The organism is uncultured Hymenobacter sp., from assembly GCF_964243305.1.
In the GTDB taxonomy this organism is placed as follows: Bacteria; Bacteroidota; Bacteroidia; order Cytophagales; family Hymenobacteraceae; genus Hymenobacter.
This window is the reverse complement of record NZ_CAXTEF010000023.1, coordinates 1-21,221: the sequence shown is the minus strand read 5'-3', so window position 1 is coordinate 21,221 and position 21,221 is coordinate 1. Positions and strand designations below refer to the sequence as shown.

Genomic DNA, 21,221 nt, shown 5'->3' with positions numbered 1-21,221 from the left:
CATGAAAATCAAGAAACTCGCGGCCAGCGCCGCGCTGGTGCTGGCCCTGGCCAGCGCGGCGCTGGCGCAAGCGCCGACGGGCAAGGTAAAAGCAAAAACGAAGGCAAAAACGGCGGCCCCGATTTCCCTACCCCCCGCTTCGCCATCAGACCCCGCCGCCACGCCCGAAACCAAAATGCTGCTGGCCAACCTGCACCGCCTGTTGGGCCGCGGCGTCATGTTCGGCCACCAGGACGACCTAGCCTACGGCCTCAATCCCGACGGCCAGCGCTGGGTAGGCGACGCCAACCGCTCCGACGTGAAAAGCGTGGCCGGCGCCTACCCCGCCGTATTTGGCTGGGAGCTGGGCCACGTCGAGCTGGACAGCGCCCGCAGCCTCGATGCCGTGCCGTTTGCCAAGATTCGCGGCTACGTGCAGCAAGTGTACGCGCAGGGCGGCGTGAGCACCATCAGCTGGCACCTGGACAACCCCCACAACGGCAAAACCGCCTGGGACACGGCCCGCACCGTCTCCTACATCCTGCCCGGTGGCCCCGACCACGCCAAATACGTGCTCTACCTCGACCGGCTGGCGGGCTTTCTGGGCAGCCTGAAAGGCGCGAAGGGGGAGGCCATTCCGGTGATTTTCCGGCCCTTTCACGAGCACACCGGCTCCTGGTTCTGGTGGGGCGAGAAGAACTGCACCGCCGCCGAGTACCAGCAGCTCTGGCAGTTCACGGTTGATTATCTGCGCGGCAAAAAGCAGCTGCATAATCTGCTCATCGCCTACTCCGCGTCCGAGTTCAAGTCGCAGGCGCACTACCTGGAGCGCTACCCCGGCGACGCCTACGCCGACGTGCTGGGCTTCGACACCTACTATTCCGGCACCGGCGCCAGCTTCACCAGCGACCTGGCCCGACAGCTGCCCCTGCTGGGCCAGGTGGCCCGCGAGCACGGCAAGCTGCCCGCCCTCACCGAAACCGGCTACGAAAAGCTGCCCGCCGCCGACTGGTGGACCAAAATCCTGCTGCCGGCCATCGCCCCCTACCCCCTCTCCTACGTCATGGTGTGGCGCAACGGCCGCCCCGACCACTTCTACGCCCCCTACCCCGGCCAGGCCAGCGCGGCCGATTTCAAGAAGTTTTCGCAGGATAAGGGCATTTTATTAGAGAATAAAGTAGCGCCGCTGCGCATTTACACGAAAAACTTATAGGTCGCTCTCCCCGCAACCTCACCCCCCTAGCCCCCTCTCCAAAAGAGAAGGGGAACTAGTCGCTAGTTTTAGCATCGACTAAAAGCTAGAGCTAAGAACTAGCCTCCTCTCTTTTGGAGAGAGGGCCAGGGGGTGAGGTGCCCCGCCCGAATATCCTTACCCCCTGCATGAAGCTCCACCTCATTGACATCCTCATCATCGTAGCCTACCTGCTGAGCACGGTGCTCATCGGGCTTTACTACCGCAATAAAGCCAGTCAGGACAAGGACAGCTACATGCTCGGCGGGCGCACGCTGCCCTGGTACAAGCTGGGGCTGAGCGACGCCTCCGACATGTTCGACATCAGCGGCACGATGTGGATGGTGAGCCTGTGCTTCGTGTATGGCATGAAAAGCATCTGGATTCCGTGGCTGTGGCCGGTGTTCAACCAGGTGTTTCTGATGATGTACCTCTCGCGCTGGCTGCGCCGCTCCGGCGCCGCGACGGGCGCCGAGTGGCTGGCCACCCGCTTCGGCACCAAGGGGCCCGGCGTGTGGGCCTCGCACCAGGTCGTGATTGCCTTTGCCCTGCTGAGCTGCCTGGGCTTTCTGGCCTATGGCTTCGTGGGGTTGGGCAAGTTCATTGAGATTTTTATCCCCTGGAACCTCGTGCAGGGCTACGTGCCGTTCGCGGTGGCGCCGCAGTACGTGCCGCACGTCTATGGCATCGTGTTCACGCTCTTCGCCATGTTCTACTCGATTATTGGCGGAATGCACAGCATCGTGCTCGGCGACATGATTAAGTACGCGATTATGACCGTGGCCTGCTTCGCCATCGCCATCATCGCCGCCAACCGCCTGCAGGGCCAGACCCTGAACGTGCCCGCCGGCTGGTATAACCCGTTTTTCGGCGCCCGGCTGGAACTGAGCTGGACCGGCCTCATCAACGAGGTAAACCAGAAAATCCGGGACGACGGCTACTCGCTGTTCGGCATTTTCTTCATGATGATGGCCTTTAAGGGCGTGTTCGCCTCGCTGGCCGGCCCGGCGCCGAACTACGACATGCAGAAAATCCTCTCCACCCGCTCGCCCGAAGAAGCCAGCAAGATGAGCGGCTTTGTTTCCATCATCCTGCTGCCGATTCGCTACTCGCTCATCATTGGCCTGACGGTGCTGGGGCTGCTCTACTACAACCAGATGAACCTGGTGGGCACCGACGGCCAGATTGACTTCGAGCGCATCCTGCCCTCGGCCATCAACAGCTTCCTGCCCGCTGGCCTGATGGGTCTGGTGCTCACCGGCCTGCTCGGCGCGTTCATGGGTACATTCAGCGGCACGGTGAACGCGGCCCAGGCCTACATCGTCAACGACATCTACCTCAAGTACTTCCGGCCCAACGCCTCGACCCGCAACATCATTACGACCAACTATATCGTCGGGATTATCGTGGTGGCGGTGGGCGTGCTGCTGGGCTTTCTAGCCAAGGATGTCAATACGGTGCTGCAAGTCATCGTCTCGGCCCTCTACGGCGGCTACATCGCGGCCAACGCGCTCAAGTGGCATTGGTGGCGCTTCAACGCGACCGGCTTTTTTTGGGGAATGCTCAGCGGCATCCTCTCCGCGCTGGTGTTCGCGCAGCTCATCGAAGCTAGTAATCTGCTCTACTGGTTTCCGCTGCTCTTCGCCATCTCCCTGGGCGGCGCCGTGGCCGGCACCTACGCCTCGCCGCCCACGGATATGGCGGTGCTGAAAAGCTTCTACAAGAACGTGCGCCCCTGGGGGTTCTGGGGCCCGGTCCACGAGTTGGTCGTGGCCGAGGACCCGGCGTTTCAGCCCAACCGCAACTTTCGGCTCAACATGTTCAACGTGGTGCTGGGCATCATCGCCCAGCTCTGCCTGACCATCCTGCCTATGTACCTGATTTTGTGGCAAAAGGTACCGCTGCTCATCACCATCGCCATTCTGGCCGTAGTGATTACGATTCTGAAAAAAACCTGGTGGAACAAGCTGGGCGACTATTAGCAGTAGGGTGCGGGGCTCGCCCCCGCCCGGCGTCCGCGCCGAGCACTCCAACGACACTGTTCAACGCCGGGCGGAGGCGAGCCCGCACCCTACGCGACTCACTTGAAACCACATCCCTACCCCCCTGTTTCCGGCCCAACCCTGCCTAACTTTAATTTACTCCGGCCTTACCCTAGCACATCTTTTACATTATCACCGCAAGTCAGCGCAATGAAAACCTCTTTCGCTTATCGTCTTCAGGAACTTCAGGCCCGTCACGAAGCCTTGCTCGCCGCGCCCAACGCGCAGTGCGAGCCGGGCAATGGCATCTACGACCGCTACGAGCGGCCCATCCTCACGGCCGCCCACACGCCCCTGGAATGGCGCTACGACCTTGACGCCCAGACCAACCCGTACCTGATGGAGCGCATCGGCATCAACGCGGTGTTTAACGCCGGCGCGATGAAGTGGCAGGGTAAATACGTGCTCGTGGCCCGCGTGGAAGGCGCCGACCGCAAGTCGTTTTTCGCCGTGGCCGAAAGCGAAAATGGCCTCGACAACTTCCGTTTCTGGGACTACCCCATCGTGCTGCCCGAAACCGCCGAACCCGACACCAACGTCTACGACATGCGTCTGACGGCCCACGAAGACGGCTGGATTTACGGCACCTTCTGCACCGAGCGCCGCGACCACTCGGCCGCCGAAGCCGACCAGTCGGCCGCGCTAGCCCGCTGCGGCATCGCTCGCACCAAAGACCTCAAAACCTGGGAACGCTTGGCCGACCTGAAAACCAACTCGGCCCAGCAGCGCAACGTGGTGCTGCACCCGGAGTTCGTCGGGGGCAAGTATGCCTTCTACACCCGCCCGCAGGACGGCTTCATCGACGCCGGCAGCGGCGGCGGCATCGGCTTCGGCCTGTCCGAATCCGTGGAGCACGCCGTGATAACGGAGGAAGTTTTGGTCGATAAAAAAGCCTACCACACGGTCTATGAGACCAAAAATGGCCTCGGTCCGGCGCCCATCAAAACCGACAAAGGCTGGCTGCACTTGGCCCACGGCGTGCGCAACACCGCCGCCGGCCTGCGCTACGTGCTCTATCTGTTCCTGACCGACTTGCACGAGTTGACCCGTATCACCCACAAGCCGGCTGGCTACTTCATCGCCCCGGAAGGTGCCGAGCGCACCGGTGACGTGTCGAATGTGGTGTTCAGCAACGGCTGGATTGCCGACGACGATGGCCGCGTGTTCATCTACTACGCCTCGTCCGACACGCGGATGCACGTGGCTACCTCGACGCTCGACCAGCTCCTGGATTACGTCACGCAGTCGCCGGCCGACGGCATGGGCTCCCGCGCCTCGGTGGCCAGTATCTGCCAACTGATTGACCGCAACAAGCAGCGCGAAACCGTGCCCGTGCCCAGTCTGGCCTGAGCACCTGTAACGCGAAATTTCATTTCGCGACGAGCGCCGCGAGTTTCTCGCGGGGGCGCCCGCCGCGGCTGCTCCCTTTTCCCTACCCCCTCCCCTGGCGCCAGCTGCTTGCGGCGAAACGAAGTTTCGCGTTAGGCCCTCATTTGCTATGAAGTTGACTGACGAGTTTCAGCGCGAGCTGAACCACATTCTGACCTACTGGCGCACTCACGTGCCCGACAAAAAATATGGCGGCTTCCTGGGTAAAGTCGATAACGACAACCACGCCGACGAGCACGCGCCGAAGGGCGCGGTGCTGAACGCGCGCATCCTCTGGACGTTCTCGGCCGCTTACAACCACGAGGCCCGGCCGGAATATCTGGCGCAGGCTCGCGTGGCGTTCGAGTATTTGACCCGGCATTTTATCGACCCGAACTACGGCGGCGTATTCTGGTCGGTTGATTATCAAGGCCAGCCGCTGGACACCAAAAAGCAGATTTACGCGCTGGCGTTTGCTATCTACGGTCTGGCTGAATTCTACCGCGCAACGGGCGAAGAAAGTGCCCTGACCACGGCGCAGGCGCTGTTTCGGGCTATCGAAGCGCACAGCTTCGACGCCACCCACGGCGGCTACCTCGAAGCGCTGGCCCAGGACTGGACCCCGCTGGCCGACCTGCGCCTGAGCGCCAAGGACGCCAACGAGAAAAAGACGATGAACACGCATCTGCACATTCTCGAAGCCTACGCCAACCTGTACCGCGTGTGGCCCGACGCTTCGCTCAAAAAGCAGCTGCAAGGCCTGCTGACCGTGTTTGCCGACCACATTATCGACCCGCAAACCCAGCACCTGATTCTGTTCTTCGACGAGAACTGGACCGCTAAATCCACGGATATCTCCTTCGGCCACGACATCGAAGCCGCCTGGCTGCTGCTCGAAGCCGCCGAAGTGCTCAGCGACGAACACCTGATAGCGCAATTCCGGGCGCGCGCCGTGCAAATGGCGCAGGCCGCCGCCGAAGGCCTTGATGACGCTGGCGGCCTCAATTATGAGTACGAGCCCGCTCGTAATCACTGGAACCGCGAGCGCCACTGGTGGGTGCAGGCCGAGGCGATGGTGGGCTTCCTCAACGCGTTTGAAATCAGCGGCGAGCAGTTTTTCTACGACGCTTTTCTGAGCGTTTGGGAGTTCACCCAGCGCCACATCATCGACCACAAGCGCGGCGAATGGTACTGGGGCGTGCAGGCTGATAATGCCCAACTGATGGCCGGCGAGGACAAGGCTGGCTTCTGGAAATGCCCCTACCACAACGGCCGCGCCTGCCTGGAAGTCATGCGCCGTCTCTCTGCCACGCTCTCCCACCCGTCATGCTGAGCCTGCGAAGCATCCTATCACCGAGGAACGACGCAGCAATCAACTGTTCAGGCTTCGTTCTCCGGTGATAAGATGCTTCGCAGGCTCAGCATGACAGATGGTTGGGACAGAAAGCTCAACCTGACTGATTCCCTACCCCCCTCCTATGCGCCAAACCCTGCTCCTCTGCCTCACGCTGACCGCTTCGGCGGCTACGGCCCAGACGTATTCCATTAAAACCTACGGCGCCGTGGCCGACGGCAAAACGCTCAGCACCACGGCCATCCAAAAGGCCATCGACGCCTGCCACCGCGCTGGCGGCGGCACCGTGGACGTGCCGACCGGCACCTACCTCACGGGCACGATTTCGCTGAAAAGCAACGTGAACCTGCACCTGGAAACCGGCGCCGTGCTGCTGGGCAGCCCCAACATCAACGACTACCGGGCCTACACCCTGCCCAAATACCCCGAATACGGCACCAACCACTACGGCATTCTCTACACCGAAAAGGCCGAAAACGTGGCCCTCACCGGCCTGGGCACCATCGACGGCAACGACCCGGCGTATTTTGACCCGACGCGAGCCAAGAAAATCGACACGGTGACCACCCGCTACACCCGCCAGAAAAACAACTACCGCCGCGTAGCCAGCGGCATCGGCGACGGTCCCTGGGAGCCCAGGGAGCCCCGGCCCCGGCAGATGGTGATTTTCGCCGGGTGCAAAAACGTGCAGCTGCGCGATATTTCGCTGCTGCGCTCGCCGTTCTGGACGCTGCATTTCTCTGATTGCGACGCGGTGAACGTGACTGGTATCCGGCTCTGGTCGTCGCTGCTGGCGCCCAACGCCGATGGCATCGACGTGACCAGCAGCTCGAACGTGACCATCGCCAATTGCGACATCCGCGCCGGCGACGACGCCATCGCCATCACCGGCTACGACCACCATTTCGAAATTCCCGGCTTCAGCGGGCAGCGCCACATTTCGGAAAATATCAACGTCACGAACTGCAACCTGCAATCCTATTCCAGCGGCATCCGCATCGGGTTTCTGGACCAGAACACGGTGCGCAACGTGCACGTGAGCAACGTAAACATCACCAACTCGACGCGCGGCATCGGCATCTTTCTGCGCGACGAAGGCTCGCTCGAAGACATGACCTTCGACAACATCACCATCGAAACGCACCTGCGCACCGGCGACTGGTGGGGCAACGGCGAGCCCATCCACATCTCGGCCATCCGCGGCAAGGAGAACGTGAAGCTAGGCCGCATCAAGAACTTGAAGTTCAACAACATCACCTGCCGGGGCGAAAACGGCATCCTGCTCTACGGCACGCCGGAAAGCGTGATTGAGGACGTAACCTTCAGCGGCCTGACCTTCGAGGTGCTGCCCAGTAAGCTCAACGACGTGGCCGGCGGCAACGTCGATTTGCGCGGCGTTATCGGCGCGAAAAACCAGATTTTTGCCCGTGACATTCCCGCCTTCCTGGCCGAGCACGTGAAGAATTTAACCATCAACGATTTTAAGCTGGACTGGGGCAGCGCGCGGGCGCCTTTCCTCACCAACGGCCTCGAAGTCAACCGCTTCGACAACCTGCGCATCAGCAACTTTCGCGGCACCGGCGCGCCCGGCAACGCCCAGGCCCGCCCCATCCTGCTTCAGGATGGCCGCGGAGCAGTAGTTGAAGATGCGAAGAAAGAGGACGTGAAACGGGTGAGCGTGCGGTAAGCCGGCAGCGAACGGATTCCCTACCCCCCGCCTATCTTGAAGCGCGGGCTACTTTCGCTGGGCCGGAAAGCTACTCGAAAAACGATGCGTCTTTTCTTTTCAGAACGCCATGCTGAGCCCCGCGAAGCATCCTGGATGGGGAAGCAATCAACGGTAAACAACGAATGAGTCAGTTCACCACGCGAGATGCCTCCCTGCGCTCAACATGACGTTTTAGTTTCTCGAATTGGCTCTAATTTCCTACCCCCATGCTGCTGCTCGGCATTGATTTAGGCACTTCTTCCATTAAAGTCTCTGTGCTCGACGCCGCCACGCGCGAGTGCCGGTGCGCTGTGACCTACCCGCCGGGCGAGGAGCGCGACATCACGGCCCGGCAGCCGGGCTGGGCCGAGCAACGCCCCGCGCAGTGGTGGGCCGACGCGCAGGCCGCCATCCAGTTGGCCAACGCGAGCGGGCGCTACGACCCGCAGGCTATTGGCGCCATCGGCATTGCCTACCAGATGCACGGGCTAGTAGTGGTGGATAAAAACCAACAGGTGCTGCGCGACAGCATCATCTGGTGCGACAGCCGCGCCGTGCCCTACGGCGAGGCCGCATTTCAGGCCATCGGCGAGGCGCGTTGTTTGAGCCATCTGCTCAACTCGCCGGGCAACTTCACGGCCGCCAAGCTGGCTTGGGTGAAGGAAAACGAGCCGGAAACCTACGCGCGGATTGATAAAATCATGCTGCCCGGCGACTTCCTGGCGATGCAACTCACCGGTGAAATCACGACCAGCGTTTCGGCGCTGTCGGAAGGCACGTTCTGGGACTTTACCGGGCAGGAATTGTCGGGGGATGTACTCAACTACTTCGGCTTCGACCGGGAGCTGTTTCCTAAAACGCAAGCCGTATTTGCCGAGCACGGCCAGCTGCGGCCGGCGGTGGCCGCGACGCTGGGCCTGCGCCCCGGCATTCCGGTCAGCTACAAGGCCGGCGACCAGCCTAATAACGCCCTGTCTTTGAACGTGCTGCATCCGGGCGAAGTGGCGGCCACGGCCGGCACGTCGGGCGTGATTTACGCCGTCACCGACCAGCTGCTGGCCGACCGGGCCTCGCGCGTGAATGCCTTTGCCCACGTCAACCACCGGCCCGAAGCGCCGCGGCTGGGCGTGCTTTTGTGCATCAACGGCGCCGGCAGCCTCAACCGCTGGACCCGTGAGGTGGCCGGCGCGGGCCTTTCCTACCCCCAGATGAACGCGCAGGCCGCCACCGTGCCGGCCGGCAGCGCGGGCCTGCTGTGCCTGCCCTTCGGCAACGGCGCCGAGCGGATGCTGAACAACCGCCAGGTCGGCGCCCACTTCCAGCACCTGGATTTGAACCGCCACACGGCCGTCCACCTGTTTCGGGCGGCGCAGGAGGGCGTGGCCTACGCCTTCCGCTACGGCCTGGACGTGCTGCGCGAAAACGGTTTATACCCAAGTATCATCCGCGCCGGCCACGCCAACTTGTTTCGGAGCGAAGTCTTCACCCAGGCCTTTGTTAACAGCACCGGCGTGGCCGTGGAGCTGCACGAAACCGACGGCAGCGTGGGCGCCGCCCTGGGCGCGGGCATCGGCGCGGGCGCCTACGCCGCGCCCGCCGACGCCTTTGCCAGCCAGTTGGCCCGGCGCTTGGTTGAGCCCGACCAGGACGCGGCCACGTATGAGGACGGCTACCAGCGCTGGCTTCAGCAGCTTCAGGTGCAGCTGGCGGCCCGGCCCGACTTCCCTACCCCCCTTCCCTAACCCAACCTCACCCTACCTCTCCGCTCATGTCCATCCTCACCGGCGACCAGGAATTTTTCAAAGGCATTCCCGAAATCAAGTTTGAAGGACCCGATACCGATAACCCGCTGGCGTTCCGCCACTACGACGCCGAGCGCGTGGTGGCGGGCAAAACTCTGCGCGAGCACCTGCGCTTTGCCGGCGCCTACTGGCACTCGTTCAACGGCTCCGGCGCCGACCCCTTCGGCGAGCCCACCCACCTTTTCCCTTGGGATGCTGACCGCGACCCGCTGGCTCGCGGCCGGGCCAAGATGGACGCCGCCTTTGAGTTTATGAGCAAGCTCGGTCTGGGCTACTACTGCTTTCACGACGTGGACGTGGTGGACTTCACCAACGATGTGGCCGACAACGAGCGCCGCCTGCAAGCAATGGTGGAATACGCCCGGCAAAAGCAGCAGGCCAGCGGCATCAAGCTGCTCTGGGGCACGGCCAACCTGTTTTCGCATCGCCGCTACATGAACGGCGCCGCCACCAACCCTGACTTTCACGTGCTCACCCACGCCGCCGCGCAAGTGAAAGCGGCCCTGGACGCAACTATCGCGCTGGGCGGCGAAAACTACACGTTCTGGGGCGGGCGCGAGGGCTACATGACCTTGCTCAACACCGACATGAAGCGCGAGCAGGCGCACTTTGCGCGCTTTCTGCACATGGCCAAGGACTACGCCCGCCAGCAGGGCTTCACCGGCACTTTCTTTATCGAGCCCAAGCCGATGGAGCCCACCAAGCACCAGTATGACTACGACGCGGCCACCGTCATCGGCTTTCTGCGCCAGCACGGGCTGGAGCAGGACTTCAAGCTCAACCTGGAAGTCAACCACGCCACGCTCGCCGGCCACACCTTCCAGCACGAGCTGCAAGTAGCCGCCGACGCCGGCCTGCTCGGCTCCATCGATGCCAACCGCGGCGACTACCAAAACGGCTGGGACACCGACCAGTTTCCCAACAATACCTACGAGCTGACCGAGGCGATGCTGGTCATCCTCGAAGCCGGCGGCATCGGGCCCGGCGGCATCAACTTCGACGCCAAAATCCGGCGCAACTCCACCGACCCGGCCGACTTGTTCTACGCCCACATCGGCGGCATGGACGTGTTTGCCCGCGCCCTGCTGGCGGCCAACGACGTGCTAACAAAGTCAGACTACCGCGCGCTGCGGCAGGAGCGCTACGCCTCTTTTGAGGGGGGTAGGGGCCGGGAGTTTGCCCAGGGCCGCCTGACGCTGGAACAGCTGCGCGCCTACGCCATCGAGCACGGTGAGCCCGCGGTGCGCAGCGGCCGGCAGGAGTATCTGGAGAACATCCTTAACCGTTTCCTTTAGGCCTAGTCGGCGCGAGGGGGGTAGGGAATCACGATGGCCGCCCATATAAGACAACAAAACGAGATGCCTGGTCGAGCAGTTGGCCAGGCATCTTGGTGTTTTAAGCTATTCAAAACCGACTAAAACTGCGCTGAACAAAAAATATTTACAAAAAGCAGGCTTCCAGGCCCATAGTAATGGTCATGATGCTACTGTAGAATATAATCTTGAAAAGCTGCCCATTTGGGTAGCACAACCACTTTTTATAAGGCCGATTTTGGTGCTAAACAAAACATTTAATTATTAAAGATTTTTTATAAATTACTTATCAAGAAAAGACTTGATTTTTTTGAGTTTCGTTGCTCGCAAGGTATTTTTAACAAAAAATTTCCATTTCACCCTTTTCCATCAAGCATGAAAAGAATCGTACTAATGAGCTTTTGGCTCATTTTGGGCCTGCTGCAAACGGTAGTGGCCCAGGACCGAACCATCTCGGGCAGAGTAACTGACCGGGCGACCAATGAAGGATTGCCCGGCGTGACGGTGCTGGTAACAGGCACCCAGATTGGCGGCGCTACCAATGCCGATGGCTCATTTTCGCTGTCAGTCCCGACTTCGGCTACCACGCTGCGTATCAGTTCGGTAGGCTACACATCAGTTGAGCAGCCTATTACCGATGGCCCGATGACCATTGCTCTGGTTACTGACACCAAGCAGTTGAACGAGGTAGTTGTAACGGCTTTGGGCATTGAGCGGGATGTACGCACACTTGGCTATGCAACTCAAGAAGTAAAGGCTGCGGAAATCTCGCAAAAGGGTACGCCCAATGTGCTGGAATCACTGCAGGGTAAGGTGGCTGGTTTGTCAGTCACCGGCTCCAGTGGCTTGGCAGGTGCCTCGACCAACATCTTGCTGCGCGGTATTACTTCCTTTACTCAGAGCAACCAGCCCCTGTTCGTGGTAGACGGTATTCCCATCAGCAACAATCTAGATGCTACCAGTGGTGGTTCACTTGGTACTTTGGGTGGTGCGCAGACCGCGAACCGAGGCTTAGACATTGACCCTGAGAACGTGGAGAGCATTAACATTCTGAAAGGTCCGACCGCAGCAGCCTTGTACGGCTCACGGGCCGCTTCCGGAGCTATTATTATCACGACCAAAGGCAGTCGGGGTTCGCGCAATAAGAAGCTGGAGGTCAATGTCACCTCGGGCTTCAATCTGCAGCAGGTATATGGTCTGCCCAAGTTTCAGAATGACTATGGTCAGGGCACCAACGGTACCGTTATTACCTCAGACGGCAACGGAGACATTTACAGCGGCTCCGTGAACTCCTGGGGGCCGCGCTTCGGAACCACGCCAACCACACAGAACGGCTTGCTGCTAACGGATAACTCAACACTGCCCTATCAGGCGTATCCGGACAACATCAACAGCTTTTACCGTCTTGGCCGCCTCATCACTAACGGAGTAAATATCTCAAATGGTGATGCTACCAAGAACGTTGCGCTCAACGTCAACAACGCCAATCAGCGGGGTATTACAGATAACTCTTCACTGAACCGGACCAGTGTGCAACTGGCGGCCAACACGCAATTAGAAAACAAGCTGCGCGTGGGCGGCTCCGTCAATTTTGTTCAAACTGCTTCAGGTGGTCCTCAGGTTGGCAACGGTAACAGCGCCTTCGGCCAGATTATCAATATACCACGCAGTTTTGACTTCGCCAACCAGCCCTTTGAAACTGCTACGGGCGGTAACATATTCTTTCCTGGCTCAGATAACCCACGCTGGAACGCCCGCAACAATACCAATACGTCTGACCTGACCCGTTTCATAAATGTGGCCAATGTGGGTTATGACATTCGGCCCTGGCTAAGTGTACAGTATCGGCTGGGCTACGACACCTATACTGACCGTCGCAAGCAGGTACTGGCCCTCGGAGCGGCTCGCCAGACGTCAGGACAGGTGTTCGATCAGTCGCTGTTCCGAAGCGAGTTGAATGGTGATCTGCTCATTAACCTAAAGAAGGACAACATATTTCTAGAGGGCTTTAATGCTAATCTGTTGCTGGGGCAGAATATCAATAACCGTAAGTTTCAGCGCCTGACTTCGCAAGCTGATGACCTGACGCTGCCAGGCTTTTTTAATGCTGCCAATGGAACCGTATTCAGCAATGGTACTGGCGAGTTCAGCAATACCCGTCGCTTACTCGGATACTACTCCCAGTTGAGCTTGGCCTACAACAATTATCTGTTCTTGGAACTGACGGGCCGCCTCGACAAAACCTCTACGTTGTCATTGAGCAATAACACGTTCTTCTACCCAGCTGCTACGATAGGCTTCGTGTTCAGCGATGCTTTTAAACTATCGAATGACATTTTCACATACGGTAAAATTCGGGCTAACGCCTCACAAGTCGGTCGCGACGCAGATCCTTATAATATTGAGACTGCTTACTCAGTCATTGACCAAGGTAACAATGTGGCCGGCCTCTCTTTTCCTTTCAACGGAGCTGCCGGATTTGGCATTCAAGGCACTCTGGGAGGTGGCACGGCCCTGACGCCAGAATTTACGAAGTCGTATGAAGCGGGGCTAAACCTGGGATTTTTTCAGAACCGCATTGTCTTCGACCTCACAGCTTATCAGACTATTAGTACTGACCAGATTTTTGAGGTGACGGTACCGAACAGCTCCGGCTACGGGGCCCGATTTGCTAACGTGGGTCGATTAGATAACAAAGGCTTTGAGGCATTGGTAAACATTACGCCTATCCGCACAGAGAACTTTCGGTGGGACGTATCGGCCAACTATTCACTGAACCGCAACGAAGTCAAAGAAATTACTGAGGGCGTCACCCAATCCTCGGTTGACGGTGACAGCTTTATTGGTACTGCTCCTTCCATCGTGGTGGGTCAGCCCTACGGCGTCATCGTGGGTAATGCCAAACCCCGCGACCCTGCCACGGGCAAATACCTAATTGACCCGACCAGCGGTTTGTTTTTGCCGGAAAACCCAGACCAAGTTATTGCGGACCCGAACCGCAAGTGGCAGGGTGGCCTCACCAACACAATTAACTACCGGGGTATCACACTCTCCGCATTAGTAGACGCCGTAGTGGGAGGCGATATTGTATCGTTTACTGAAGGGTTCTACCGCTCACGGGGCGCTTTATCCGAGACCGGCGTCGACCGAGAGGCTCCCCGTGTCATTCCCGGCGTTATCGTGACTGCGCGCGACGGCGATGGTAATATCACCTCTACCCGCCCCAACAATATTCAGGTACCGGCGCAGGCGTACTGGCAGTCGTTTGGCTTACAAAGCGACTTAAACGTGTATGATGCAACTGCCTACCGCCTACGGGAGTTGTCATTAGGCTACTCTTTCTCCAAATCGCTGTTGAATAAACTGCCTTTCGGTGGCATCTCTGTGCAATTTGTAGCTCGCAACCTGTTTTATTACGCGCCTAACACCGGCTTCGACCCGGAGTTGAATACGCAAGGTGCGGGCAATATCCGCGGCCTTGACATACAAGGGCCACCAAACACCCGCACCTACGGTGCTACACTTCGTTTTTCGCTTTAACTCACCTAGTCATTTTATATAAATGAAAGTCCTTATCAAGAACTCTTTTCTAGCTCGTTTGGGTCTGGCTGCTATCCTAATAGTGGGGGCCAGCAGCTGCGAAAAAGAATTTCTAGACGTTAATCAGAACCCGAACCGGCCGGCTGCGGTGACGCCAGCCGTGCTGCTAACCGGAATTGAGGCCACAACTGGCTTCGCCGTGGGCAATGATCTAAACCGTGTCTCGTCGCTGCTGATACAACACGCAGCAGGTATTGCAAACCAAGCTGCCACTTATGATGGCTACAGCCTGCGTGGCTCCTTTGACAACCAGTGGAACGGGGAGTTGTACGGTGGCTCACTTATCAATACCCGACTGCTCATCGACCAGTCCCAGGCCACTAACCCTTTCTATGCGGGCATCGGTAAGCTGTTGCGGGCTTATAATTTCGCCCTAGCCACTGACTTGTGGGGCGATGTACCCTATTCACAGGCCAGTTTGGGCAATGCAAATCTGAAGCCACGCTTCGATGCGCAACAAGATATATACCAAGGCAACAAGGACCTCGAAATTGAGAGTCTGTTTGACTTAGTGCGCAGCGGACTAGCTGACATTAATAATCCCACCAACGTATCGGTGCCAGGTGCAGATGACATTATCTACGGCGGTGACCAGAACAACTGGAATAAATTTGGTAACACACTGCTCTTGAAGTTAGCTAATACTATTAGCCGTAAAAATCCGGATTTGGCAACTACTGTTATCAAAGAAGTACTTGCCAAGGGCGCGGACGCCGTCATTACGACCAACGCTGAAGATGGCACCGTGGCTTTTGGTACCACAATTGGCAATCAGAATCCAAGTTACGCCTTCAATATACTGAACCGGCCCAATGACCAGATGTTGAGTCGTCGCTTTCTGGATTCGCTGCGGGCTCCGAAGCCAGATGACCCTCGTTTACCATTCTTCTGGACTACTTCCGCTAAAAATCCGGCTTCCGTTACGACTCCTTTCGGCGAATTTACTGGTTATGATAATGCTGGTACTCAGGCTGTGCCGATTCTAGCTAATCGCTCACGCTTTGGTGTTTATCAGGTTGGGGAATCCGGCGAGGCACCGGTGCAATTGCTGACTAATTTTCAACGTGCTTTTATCCTAGCCGAGTCGGCTATAACTCTAGGTACTGCCGGAGATGCGCAGGAACTGTTCGAGGAGGGCATCCGGGCGTCCATGACGAAAGTTGGGGTAAGCCCGACAGACATCGCAGCTTACTTTGCCGCTAACAAGGCATATCTTACCTTATCAGGCTCTAATGAGCAGAGAGTGAATCGTATCATTACTCAGAAATGGATTGCTTGGTGCGGCAACGGTTACGAGCCCTACAATGATTACCGTCGAACGGGCTATCCGCAATTAGAGATAGTACAGCTTCCTAATCCGGAGGCACTAAATAAGATTCCTCGTCGGCTATTCTATCCGAACTCGGAAATCACTTCCAATACCTCCCAGGCGCCCGCAACGTTGCCTAGCGTTGCAGTACCTGTATGGTGGGATACCCGCAAGTAATTGCTTAGGCTGGTCCACTTTCATCGTCTTTCAACATTATGAAAAAGCAAATCACCCACCTCTTCATGCTGGCAGCTCTGTTGTTAAGCTTGGGCGCATGTGAGAAGGATTACGGTCCTGATTCTATCGGTCCTTTACAGGATAGCAAGGCCGACATTCCGGTAACTGTAACCAATCAAGAGTTCTTTGAGCGCGTCCCAATTGTAGTAGCAAAAGGTGCCCCAAAGCTTCCTGCTGACGCAATCACATCGGACAGTCCTTTTACTATTACATTCCAAATTCCAGCTGACAAGGGCATCATCCGCGAAATCACTAGGGTGCAAACCGGGGTCAGGGGGTTGGAGCTATTGCAAACGGGCTCAGCCGAGCAAGCCTATAACTACAACGGTACCGGCGCGACAACCTCAATTGCTGGCAACAACACCAATACCATTTCGTTTACATCCAGCTTAAAAGAATATAGAGCTTACCGCACACGGGTGGGTGCTCTGAAACCAGCTAACGACGTTGCTCAAGCTGTGAACGCGGGTAACGCTGCTGTTGTACTTCCTAATAGCACTTTCAGCCCGCAAAACCCGAATCAATTACGTTACTTCTTTTTGCTGACTCTAAGCGACGGCAGCCAGATTATTCCTATGGAGGTTAGAGTAAGAGTAACAGAATAAGCAGTGGCCTCAACCACTGTCATATTCATTTTAGTCTCATGAAAAAGCCCCGGCCGCTATGGCCGGGGCTTTTTTATTATTCCCTACCCTCCTACTACACAAACAACCCTTCCACCGACAAATATCGCTCGCCCGTGTCGTAGCAGAAGGTGAGCACCCGGCCGCCCTGGGGCACGTCGGGCAGCTTCTGGGCCACGGCGGCCAGCGAGGCACCCGAGGAGACGCCCATCAGGATGCCTTCCTCGCGGGCGGCGCGGCGGGTGTAGTCGTAGGCCGCATCGCGGCTGACTTGGATGACGCCGTCGAGCACCTCGCGGTGCAGGTTGTCGGGGATGAAGCCGGCGCCGATGCCTTGCAGCGGGTGCGGACCGGGCGCGCCGCCGCTGAGCACGGGCGACAGCTCCGGCTCGACGGCGAAGGTCTGCATAGCGGGGAAGAGCGGCTTCATGATTTCCGTCACGGCCGTGATGTGGCCGCCGGTTCCTACCCCCGTGATATGAAAATCAAAGCCCTGAGGAGCATCCCGTAAAATCTCCTGAGCGGTGGTTTCGGCGTGGATGCGGATGTTGGCGGGGTTGCTGAACTGCATGGGCAGCCAGGCGCCGGGCGTGTTGGCCACGATTTCCTGAGCCTTTTCGATGGCGCCCTTCATGCCTTTCTCGCGGGGCGTCAGCTCCAGGTGGGCGCCGTAGGCAGCCATGAGGCGGCGGCGCTCGATGCTCATGCTTTCGGGCATGACGAGCGTGATTTGATAGCCTTTCACGGCCGCCACCATCGCCAGCCCTACCCCCGTGTTGCCGGACGTGGGCTCCACAATCATGGAATCCTTGGTGAGCAAACCATCTTTTTCGGCCTGCGCTATCATGGCCAGCGCGATGCGGTCCTTGATGGAGCCGCCGGGGTTCTGGCGCTCCAGCTTCACCCAGACTTCCACGTCGGGGCGCTGGGCAGCAAAGAGGCGGTTGAGGCGCAGCAGCGGCGTGTTGCCGATGACGTCGAGGATGGAATTGGCGAGCATGGGGGTTGGGGTTAGAGAGTTATGAGTTAAAAAAGGCGGTCCTGCTGAGCCTGAGCGAAGCATCTGGCGTGGGGAAGTACTCTAATCGTTGCCGAAGCTGATTAGTACCGCGAGCGAGATGCTTCGCTTGGGCTCAGCATGACCGCCTTTCTATTACCACTTGACACTTGGCAAAAATAATTAAATCGAAAACGTCCATTCGGCCTCGTCGGCGCTGCGCGTTACGTGAATCTGGGCCTTGTGGTACACCCGCGAGTGCGAGGGCACGCTCTCGGTGAGCCAGACGTTGCCGCCGATGATGCTGCGGGTGCCCACCACCGTGCTGCCGCCCAAAATTGTGGCGCCGGCGTAAATCACCACGTAATCCTCGATGGTGGGGTGGCGCTTGAGGCCTTGCAGGTGCTTGGCCACGCTGAGCGCCCCGAGCGTGACGCCCTGAAAAATCTGGACGTGCTGCCCGATTTCAGCCGTCTCGCCGATGACCAGGCCCGTGCCGTGGTCGATGCAGAAAGCGGCCCCGATTTTCGCGCCCGGATGAATGTCGATACCCGTACGCTGGTGGGCATATTCGCTCAGCAGGCGCGGCAGGCGCGGCACGCCGCGGCGGTGCAGGGCGTGGGCCAGCCGGTGCAGGGCCGTGGCATAGAAGCCGGGGTAGGTGCTCACGACTTCAGCCAAGCCCTGCGCGGCGGGGTCAGCGGCCAGAATTGCTTGGGCGTCGAGCAGCAGGTTGTGGCGCAGCTCGGGCAAGTGGCGCAGCAGCTCGGCAGCCAGCGTGGCGGGCAGCGCGGGCAGGGCGGGCACCTGGGCCAGTAAGTCGCTCAGGTCGTCGGCGAGCTGGTGCAGAGTGGCGGCAATGGCATCGGGATGGCGCAGCGGACGGCTGGCGCGCTCCGGGAAGAGTAGCGCCAGCAGGTGGTCGGCCAGCTCGCAGAAGGCCGGACCAGGCAGCGCCGTTTCGGTGCCGGCGTGCGCCTGGGCCAACTCTTGCACGAAGGCATCGGACCAGGACCCGGACCCGGAAGAATACGCAGGAGTAGCCATTATTTCCATTACAATTGATAATTAACAAGCTAACGCCACTGCGCTAACTAACAATGCTACGGCTACTAACCGGGCCGGGTGCTGAAACCCGGCTGCCAAGGGAAGGTTTCGGCAGCCGGCCCGGCGCTGAATCCCTACCCCCCCCTTGCCGCCCAAGGCCCCGGCAACAACCGCCACGGCCGCCCCACCGTTAAGCCGCAGCCGGGCAGCGGCCAGCTGCCTACCCCCTGCTCACCTCACCATCTCACTAGTTCACCAATTCACCATGTCGGACACCACCGTCACCAAAGTTGATTCGCGCCACTCGCCCAAAGGGCACGACGGCGAAAAGTACCTGGCCTCGGGCAAGCACGTTTCCATGCGTCTCTGGGAAAATGAGCAGCCCGGCGAGCCCAAGGCGCCCGCTGCCCGCCCCTACGAAACCGTGGGTTTCGTGCTCAGCGGCCGGGCCGAGCTGCACATTGAAGGCCAGGTAGTTATCCTGGAGCAGGGCAACTCCTGGGTCGTGCCCAAAGACTCGTCGCACACCTACAATATTCTGGAAAGCTTCTCGGCTGTGGAGGCCACCAGCCCACCGGCCCAGGTGCACGGCCGGGAAGAGTAGGTAAGTTAAGAGAAGAAAAGAACGTCCTGCTGGGCCTAAGCGAAGCATCTGGCGTGGGAAAGTGATTCAATCGTCATCAACCGTTGATTACTTCCCCACGCCAGATGCTTCGCTTAGGCTCAGCAGGACCGCCTTTTTCACTCTTAACTCATTTCACCAGCTCCACTTTCAGCATCCTGTCGCCGACCTCCAGCTTCTGCACCACGCTAATGCCCTGCACGACTTGCGCAAAAATCGGGTAGCGGCCATCGAGGTGGGGGGTAGGGTTGTGGGTGATGAAAAACTGGCAACTCTCCGTGTCCTTGCCGGCCGAGGCCAGGCCCACGGCGCCCTCGCCGTAGCGTAGCTCAGGCAGCTCCGAGCGCAGCGTGTAGGGCGCCGAGCCGGCCCCGTCGCCGCGCGGGTCGCCACCCTGGGCCACGAAGCCGGGCACGACGCGGTGAAAATACAGGCCATCGTAAAACTTCTGGCGCAGCAAGCTCACGAAGCTGGCCGTGGCGCCGGGCGCATCCTCCACCTTGAGTTGCAGGATAATGTCGCCCTGCGTGGTGCGCAGTCGTACGCGCTGGTTTTGGGTGATGCTCTGCACCACGGCCCAGCTAATGGGATGCTGGCTAGCCTTACCCACGGGCGGGGGGGTAGGGACGGCGGCATTTTCCAGCTTGTCGAGGGTGAGCTGCAACGCCTGCCAGGCCTCGATGTCGCGGGGCAGGCGTAGCTCGTCGCGGGCCTGGCGCAAGGCCGTGAGGTCGGCGGGTTGGGGCGTGGGCACCAGCTTCGGATTGATAAAGGCCTCGGCGGCGGTGCTGAGCTGCTGCACGTCGCCGCCGGCCAGCGCCTGGCGCAGCGCCGCCTCAAACGCGGGCTGGCGGGCGGCGGAAAAATCCGCTTGCCCGCGCGCGGCCACCAGCGCCGCCAGGCCGTAGCCGCCCACCACCGGGCGCGGGCGCGCGGCGAAGGTTTGCTTCAGAATAAAGTCGAATGCGCCGGCGTCTTCGCTCAAAGTTTGCAGCAATTGCCCGCACTCATAGTCCGATTTGGCGTTGGCGTAATGCTCTTCAATGATGTTGCGCAAGCCCGCCCGGCCCGTCGGCGGCGCGTGGCGCAGGGCCGCGGCCAGCAGCACGGCGCGGGCGCGCCAGTGCTCGGCGTAGGGCACTTCTTCGAGGATGGCGGCGCTCTGGCCGGCGCCATTTTTCAGAAACCACTCGGCCCCCGACAATGCCTCCTGCCCGCTCTGGCGGCGCAGCGCGGCGTGGGCGAAGTTGGCGCCCGGCCCGAACGGCGCGCCGGGCAGGCTGCGCAGCGCCGCAATCCGCACCCGAAAATCCGGGTCATTCGAGGCCAGGTGCCGCAGCTCGTTGACGACGGCCGTCCGGTTGCTGAGGCGGCCGAGCGTAACGGCGCAGGCCGTGCGCACGGCGTAGTCGGGGTCCTCGTGGGCCGTGCGCAGCAGCACCGGGCCCGCCACTTTGGCCAGGGCCGAGTCGAGGCCGCGCGAGCGGGCCAGGGCCGTGGCGGCGCCCAGCCGGGTGTCGGCCGGCAGGCCGGGCCGCTCCAGCACGGAGGCCGCCTGGGCCATGCTCTCTTCCGACACCAGCCCGCGCAGCGCGGCGCGGGCCAGCCCCCAGGCCAGGCCTGCGCTCAGCACGGTGTCGGGCGTGGCGGTGGTGCGCCAGAGCAGCGGCAGCATCCGCCGGCTCACGCAGCGGCCCAGGGCCTCATGGGCGGCGCGGCGGGCGCCAAAGTCGGGCTCGGAAAGCAATTGCAGCAGCAGGTAGTTCACAGCGGTGCTGTCGCCGGTTTGCCCCAAGGCGTAGGCGGCGGCGCGGCGCACGGGCGCGGCGGCATCCTTAAGCAGCGGCGCCAGGGCGGGCACGGCCTTTTTGTCCTGCACCGAGGCCAGCGCCTGCGCGGCCTCGCGGCGGTAGGTGGCGCTTTGGTTGGTCAGAAAGGGCAGCAGCGCGGCGGTGTTGCGCTCGTCCTGGGCCGTATAAATCTGGCGCA

14 protein-coding genes are annotated in these 21,221 nt (G+C 59.9%); 11 read left to right on the top strand and 3 right to left on the bottom strand.

Annotated features, from left to right (window positions below; all coding sequences use genetic code 11):
• Nucleotide 1 precedes the first annotated feature (1 nt).
• The 10 genes from ACFE70_RS13420 (at nucleotide 2) to ACFE70_RS13375 (ending at nucleotide 16,548) form a co-directional block, all read left to right on the top strand.
• A complete protein-coding gene (locus ACFE70_RS13420; RefSeq protein ID WP_375418268.1) occupies nucleotides 2-1,192 on the top strand; it encodes a glycoside hydrolase family 26 protein in 1,191 nt (396 codons plus the stop codon).
• Nucleotides 1,193-1,359: 167 nt separating this feature from the next.
• Nucleotides 1,360-3,192, top strand: coding sequence for a sodium:solute symporter family protein (locus tag ACFE70_RS13415; RefSeq protein WP_375418267.1), 1,833 nt, complete (start codon nucleotides 1,360-1,362; stop codon nucleotides 3,190-3,192).
• Nucleotides 3,193-3,402: 210 nt separating this feature from the next.
• On the top strand, nucleotides 3,403-4,602 hold the full coding sequence (locus ACFE70_RS13410; RefSeq protein ID WP_375418266.1) for a glycosidase: 1,200 nt from the start codon (nucleotides 3,403-3,405) through the stop codon (nucleotides 4,600-4,602).
• Between the two features lie 148 nt (nucleotides 4,603-4,750).
• Nucleotides 4,751-5,953 carry an AGE family epimerase/isomerase gene (locus ACFE70_RS13405; protein WP_375418265.1) on the top strand — a complete coding sequence of 401 codons (1,203 nt, stop codon included), beginning with the start codon at nucleotides 4,751-4,753 and terminating at the stop codon, nucleotides 5,951-5,953.
• A 145-nt stretch (nucleotides 5,954-6,098) separates the two neighbouring features.
• Complete coding sequence (locus ACFE70_RS13400) at nucleotides 6,099-7,661, top strand: glycoside hydrolase family 28 protein (RefSeq protein WP_375418264.1); 1,563 nt, start codon at nucleotides 6,099-6,101, stop codon at nucleotides 7,659-7,661.
• Nucleotides 7,662-7,909: 248 nt separating this feature from the next.
• A complete protein-coding gene (locus tag ACFE70_RS13395) occupies nucleotides 7,910-9,424 on the top strand; it encodes a xylulokinase (protein WP_375418263.1) in 1,515 nt (504 codons plus the stop codon).
• 26 nt (nucleotides 9,425-9,450) lie between these two features.
• Entirely contained in the window at nucleotides 9,451-10,779 is a 1,329-nt protein-coding gene (xylA, locus tag ACFE70_RS13390; protein WP_375418262.1) for a xylose isomerase, read from the top strand.
• Nucleotides 10,780-11,172: 393 nt separating this feature from the next.
• The gene (locus ACFE70_RS13385; protein ID WP_375418261.1) at nucleotides 11,173-14,337 is read left to right on the top strand and encodes a SusC/RagA family TonB-linked outer membrane protein; all 3,165 of its coding nucleotides are present in this window, start codon (nucleotides 11,173-11,175) and stop codon (nucleotides 14,335-14,337) included.
• A gap of 22 nt (nucleotides 14,338-14,359) precedes the next feature.
• Nucleotides 14,360-15,883, top strand: a complete 1,524-nt coding sequence (locus ACFE70_RS13380; RefSeq protein WP_375418260.1) for a SusD/RagB family nutrient-binding outer membrane lipoprotein — start codon at nucleotides 14,360-14,362, stop codon at nucleotides 15,881-15,883.
• A gap of 38 nt (nucleotides 15,884-15,921) precedes the next feature.
• On the top strand, nucleotides 15,922-16,548 hold the full coding sequence (locus tag ACFE70_RS13375) for a hypothetical protein (protein WP_375418259.1): 627 nt from the start codon (nucleotides 15,922-15,924) through the stop codon (nucleotides 16,546-16,548).
• A gap of 94 nt (nucleotides 16,549-16,642) precedes the next feature.
• On the opposite strand, the gene cysK is transcribed toward ACFE70_RS13375, so the two are convergent.
• Both cysK and ACFE70_RS13365 read right to left on the bottom strand, forming a co-directional pair.
• Nucleotides 16,643-17,566: a cysteine synthase A gene (gene cysK, locus ACFE70_RS13370; RefSeq protein ID WP_375418258.1), complete on the bottom strand. Its 924-nt coding sequence runs from the start codon at nucleotides 17,564-17,566 to the stop codon at nucleotides 16,643-16,645.
• A 180-nt stretch (nucleotides 17,567-17,746) separates the two neighbouring features.
• Entirely contained in the window at nucleotides 17,747-18,610 is an 864-nt protein-coding gene (locus ACFE70_RS13365) for a serine acetyltransferase (RefSeq protein ID WP_375418257.1), read from the bottom strand.
• Nucleotides 18,611-18,755: 145 nt separating this feature from the next.
• Here ACFE70_RS13365 and ACFE70_RS13360 point away from each other — a divergent pair, with 145 nt between their 5' ends.
• Nucleotides 18,756-19,214, top strand: a complete 459-nt coding sequence (locus ACFE70_RS13360; RefSeq protein WP_375418256.1) for a cupin domain-containing protein — start codon at nucleotides 18,756-18,758, stop codon at nucleotides 19,212-19,214.
• A 148-nt stretch (nucleotides 19,215-19,362) separates the two neighbouring features.
• On the opposite strand, the gene ACFE70_RS13355 is transcribed toward ACFE70_RS13360, so the two are convergent.
• Nucleotides 19,363-21,221: peptidylprolyl isomerase (locus tag ACFE70_RS13355; protein ID WP_375418255.1), on the bottom strand; the 1,859-nt coding region annotated here is incomplete at its 5' end.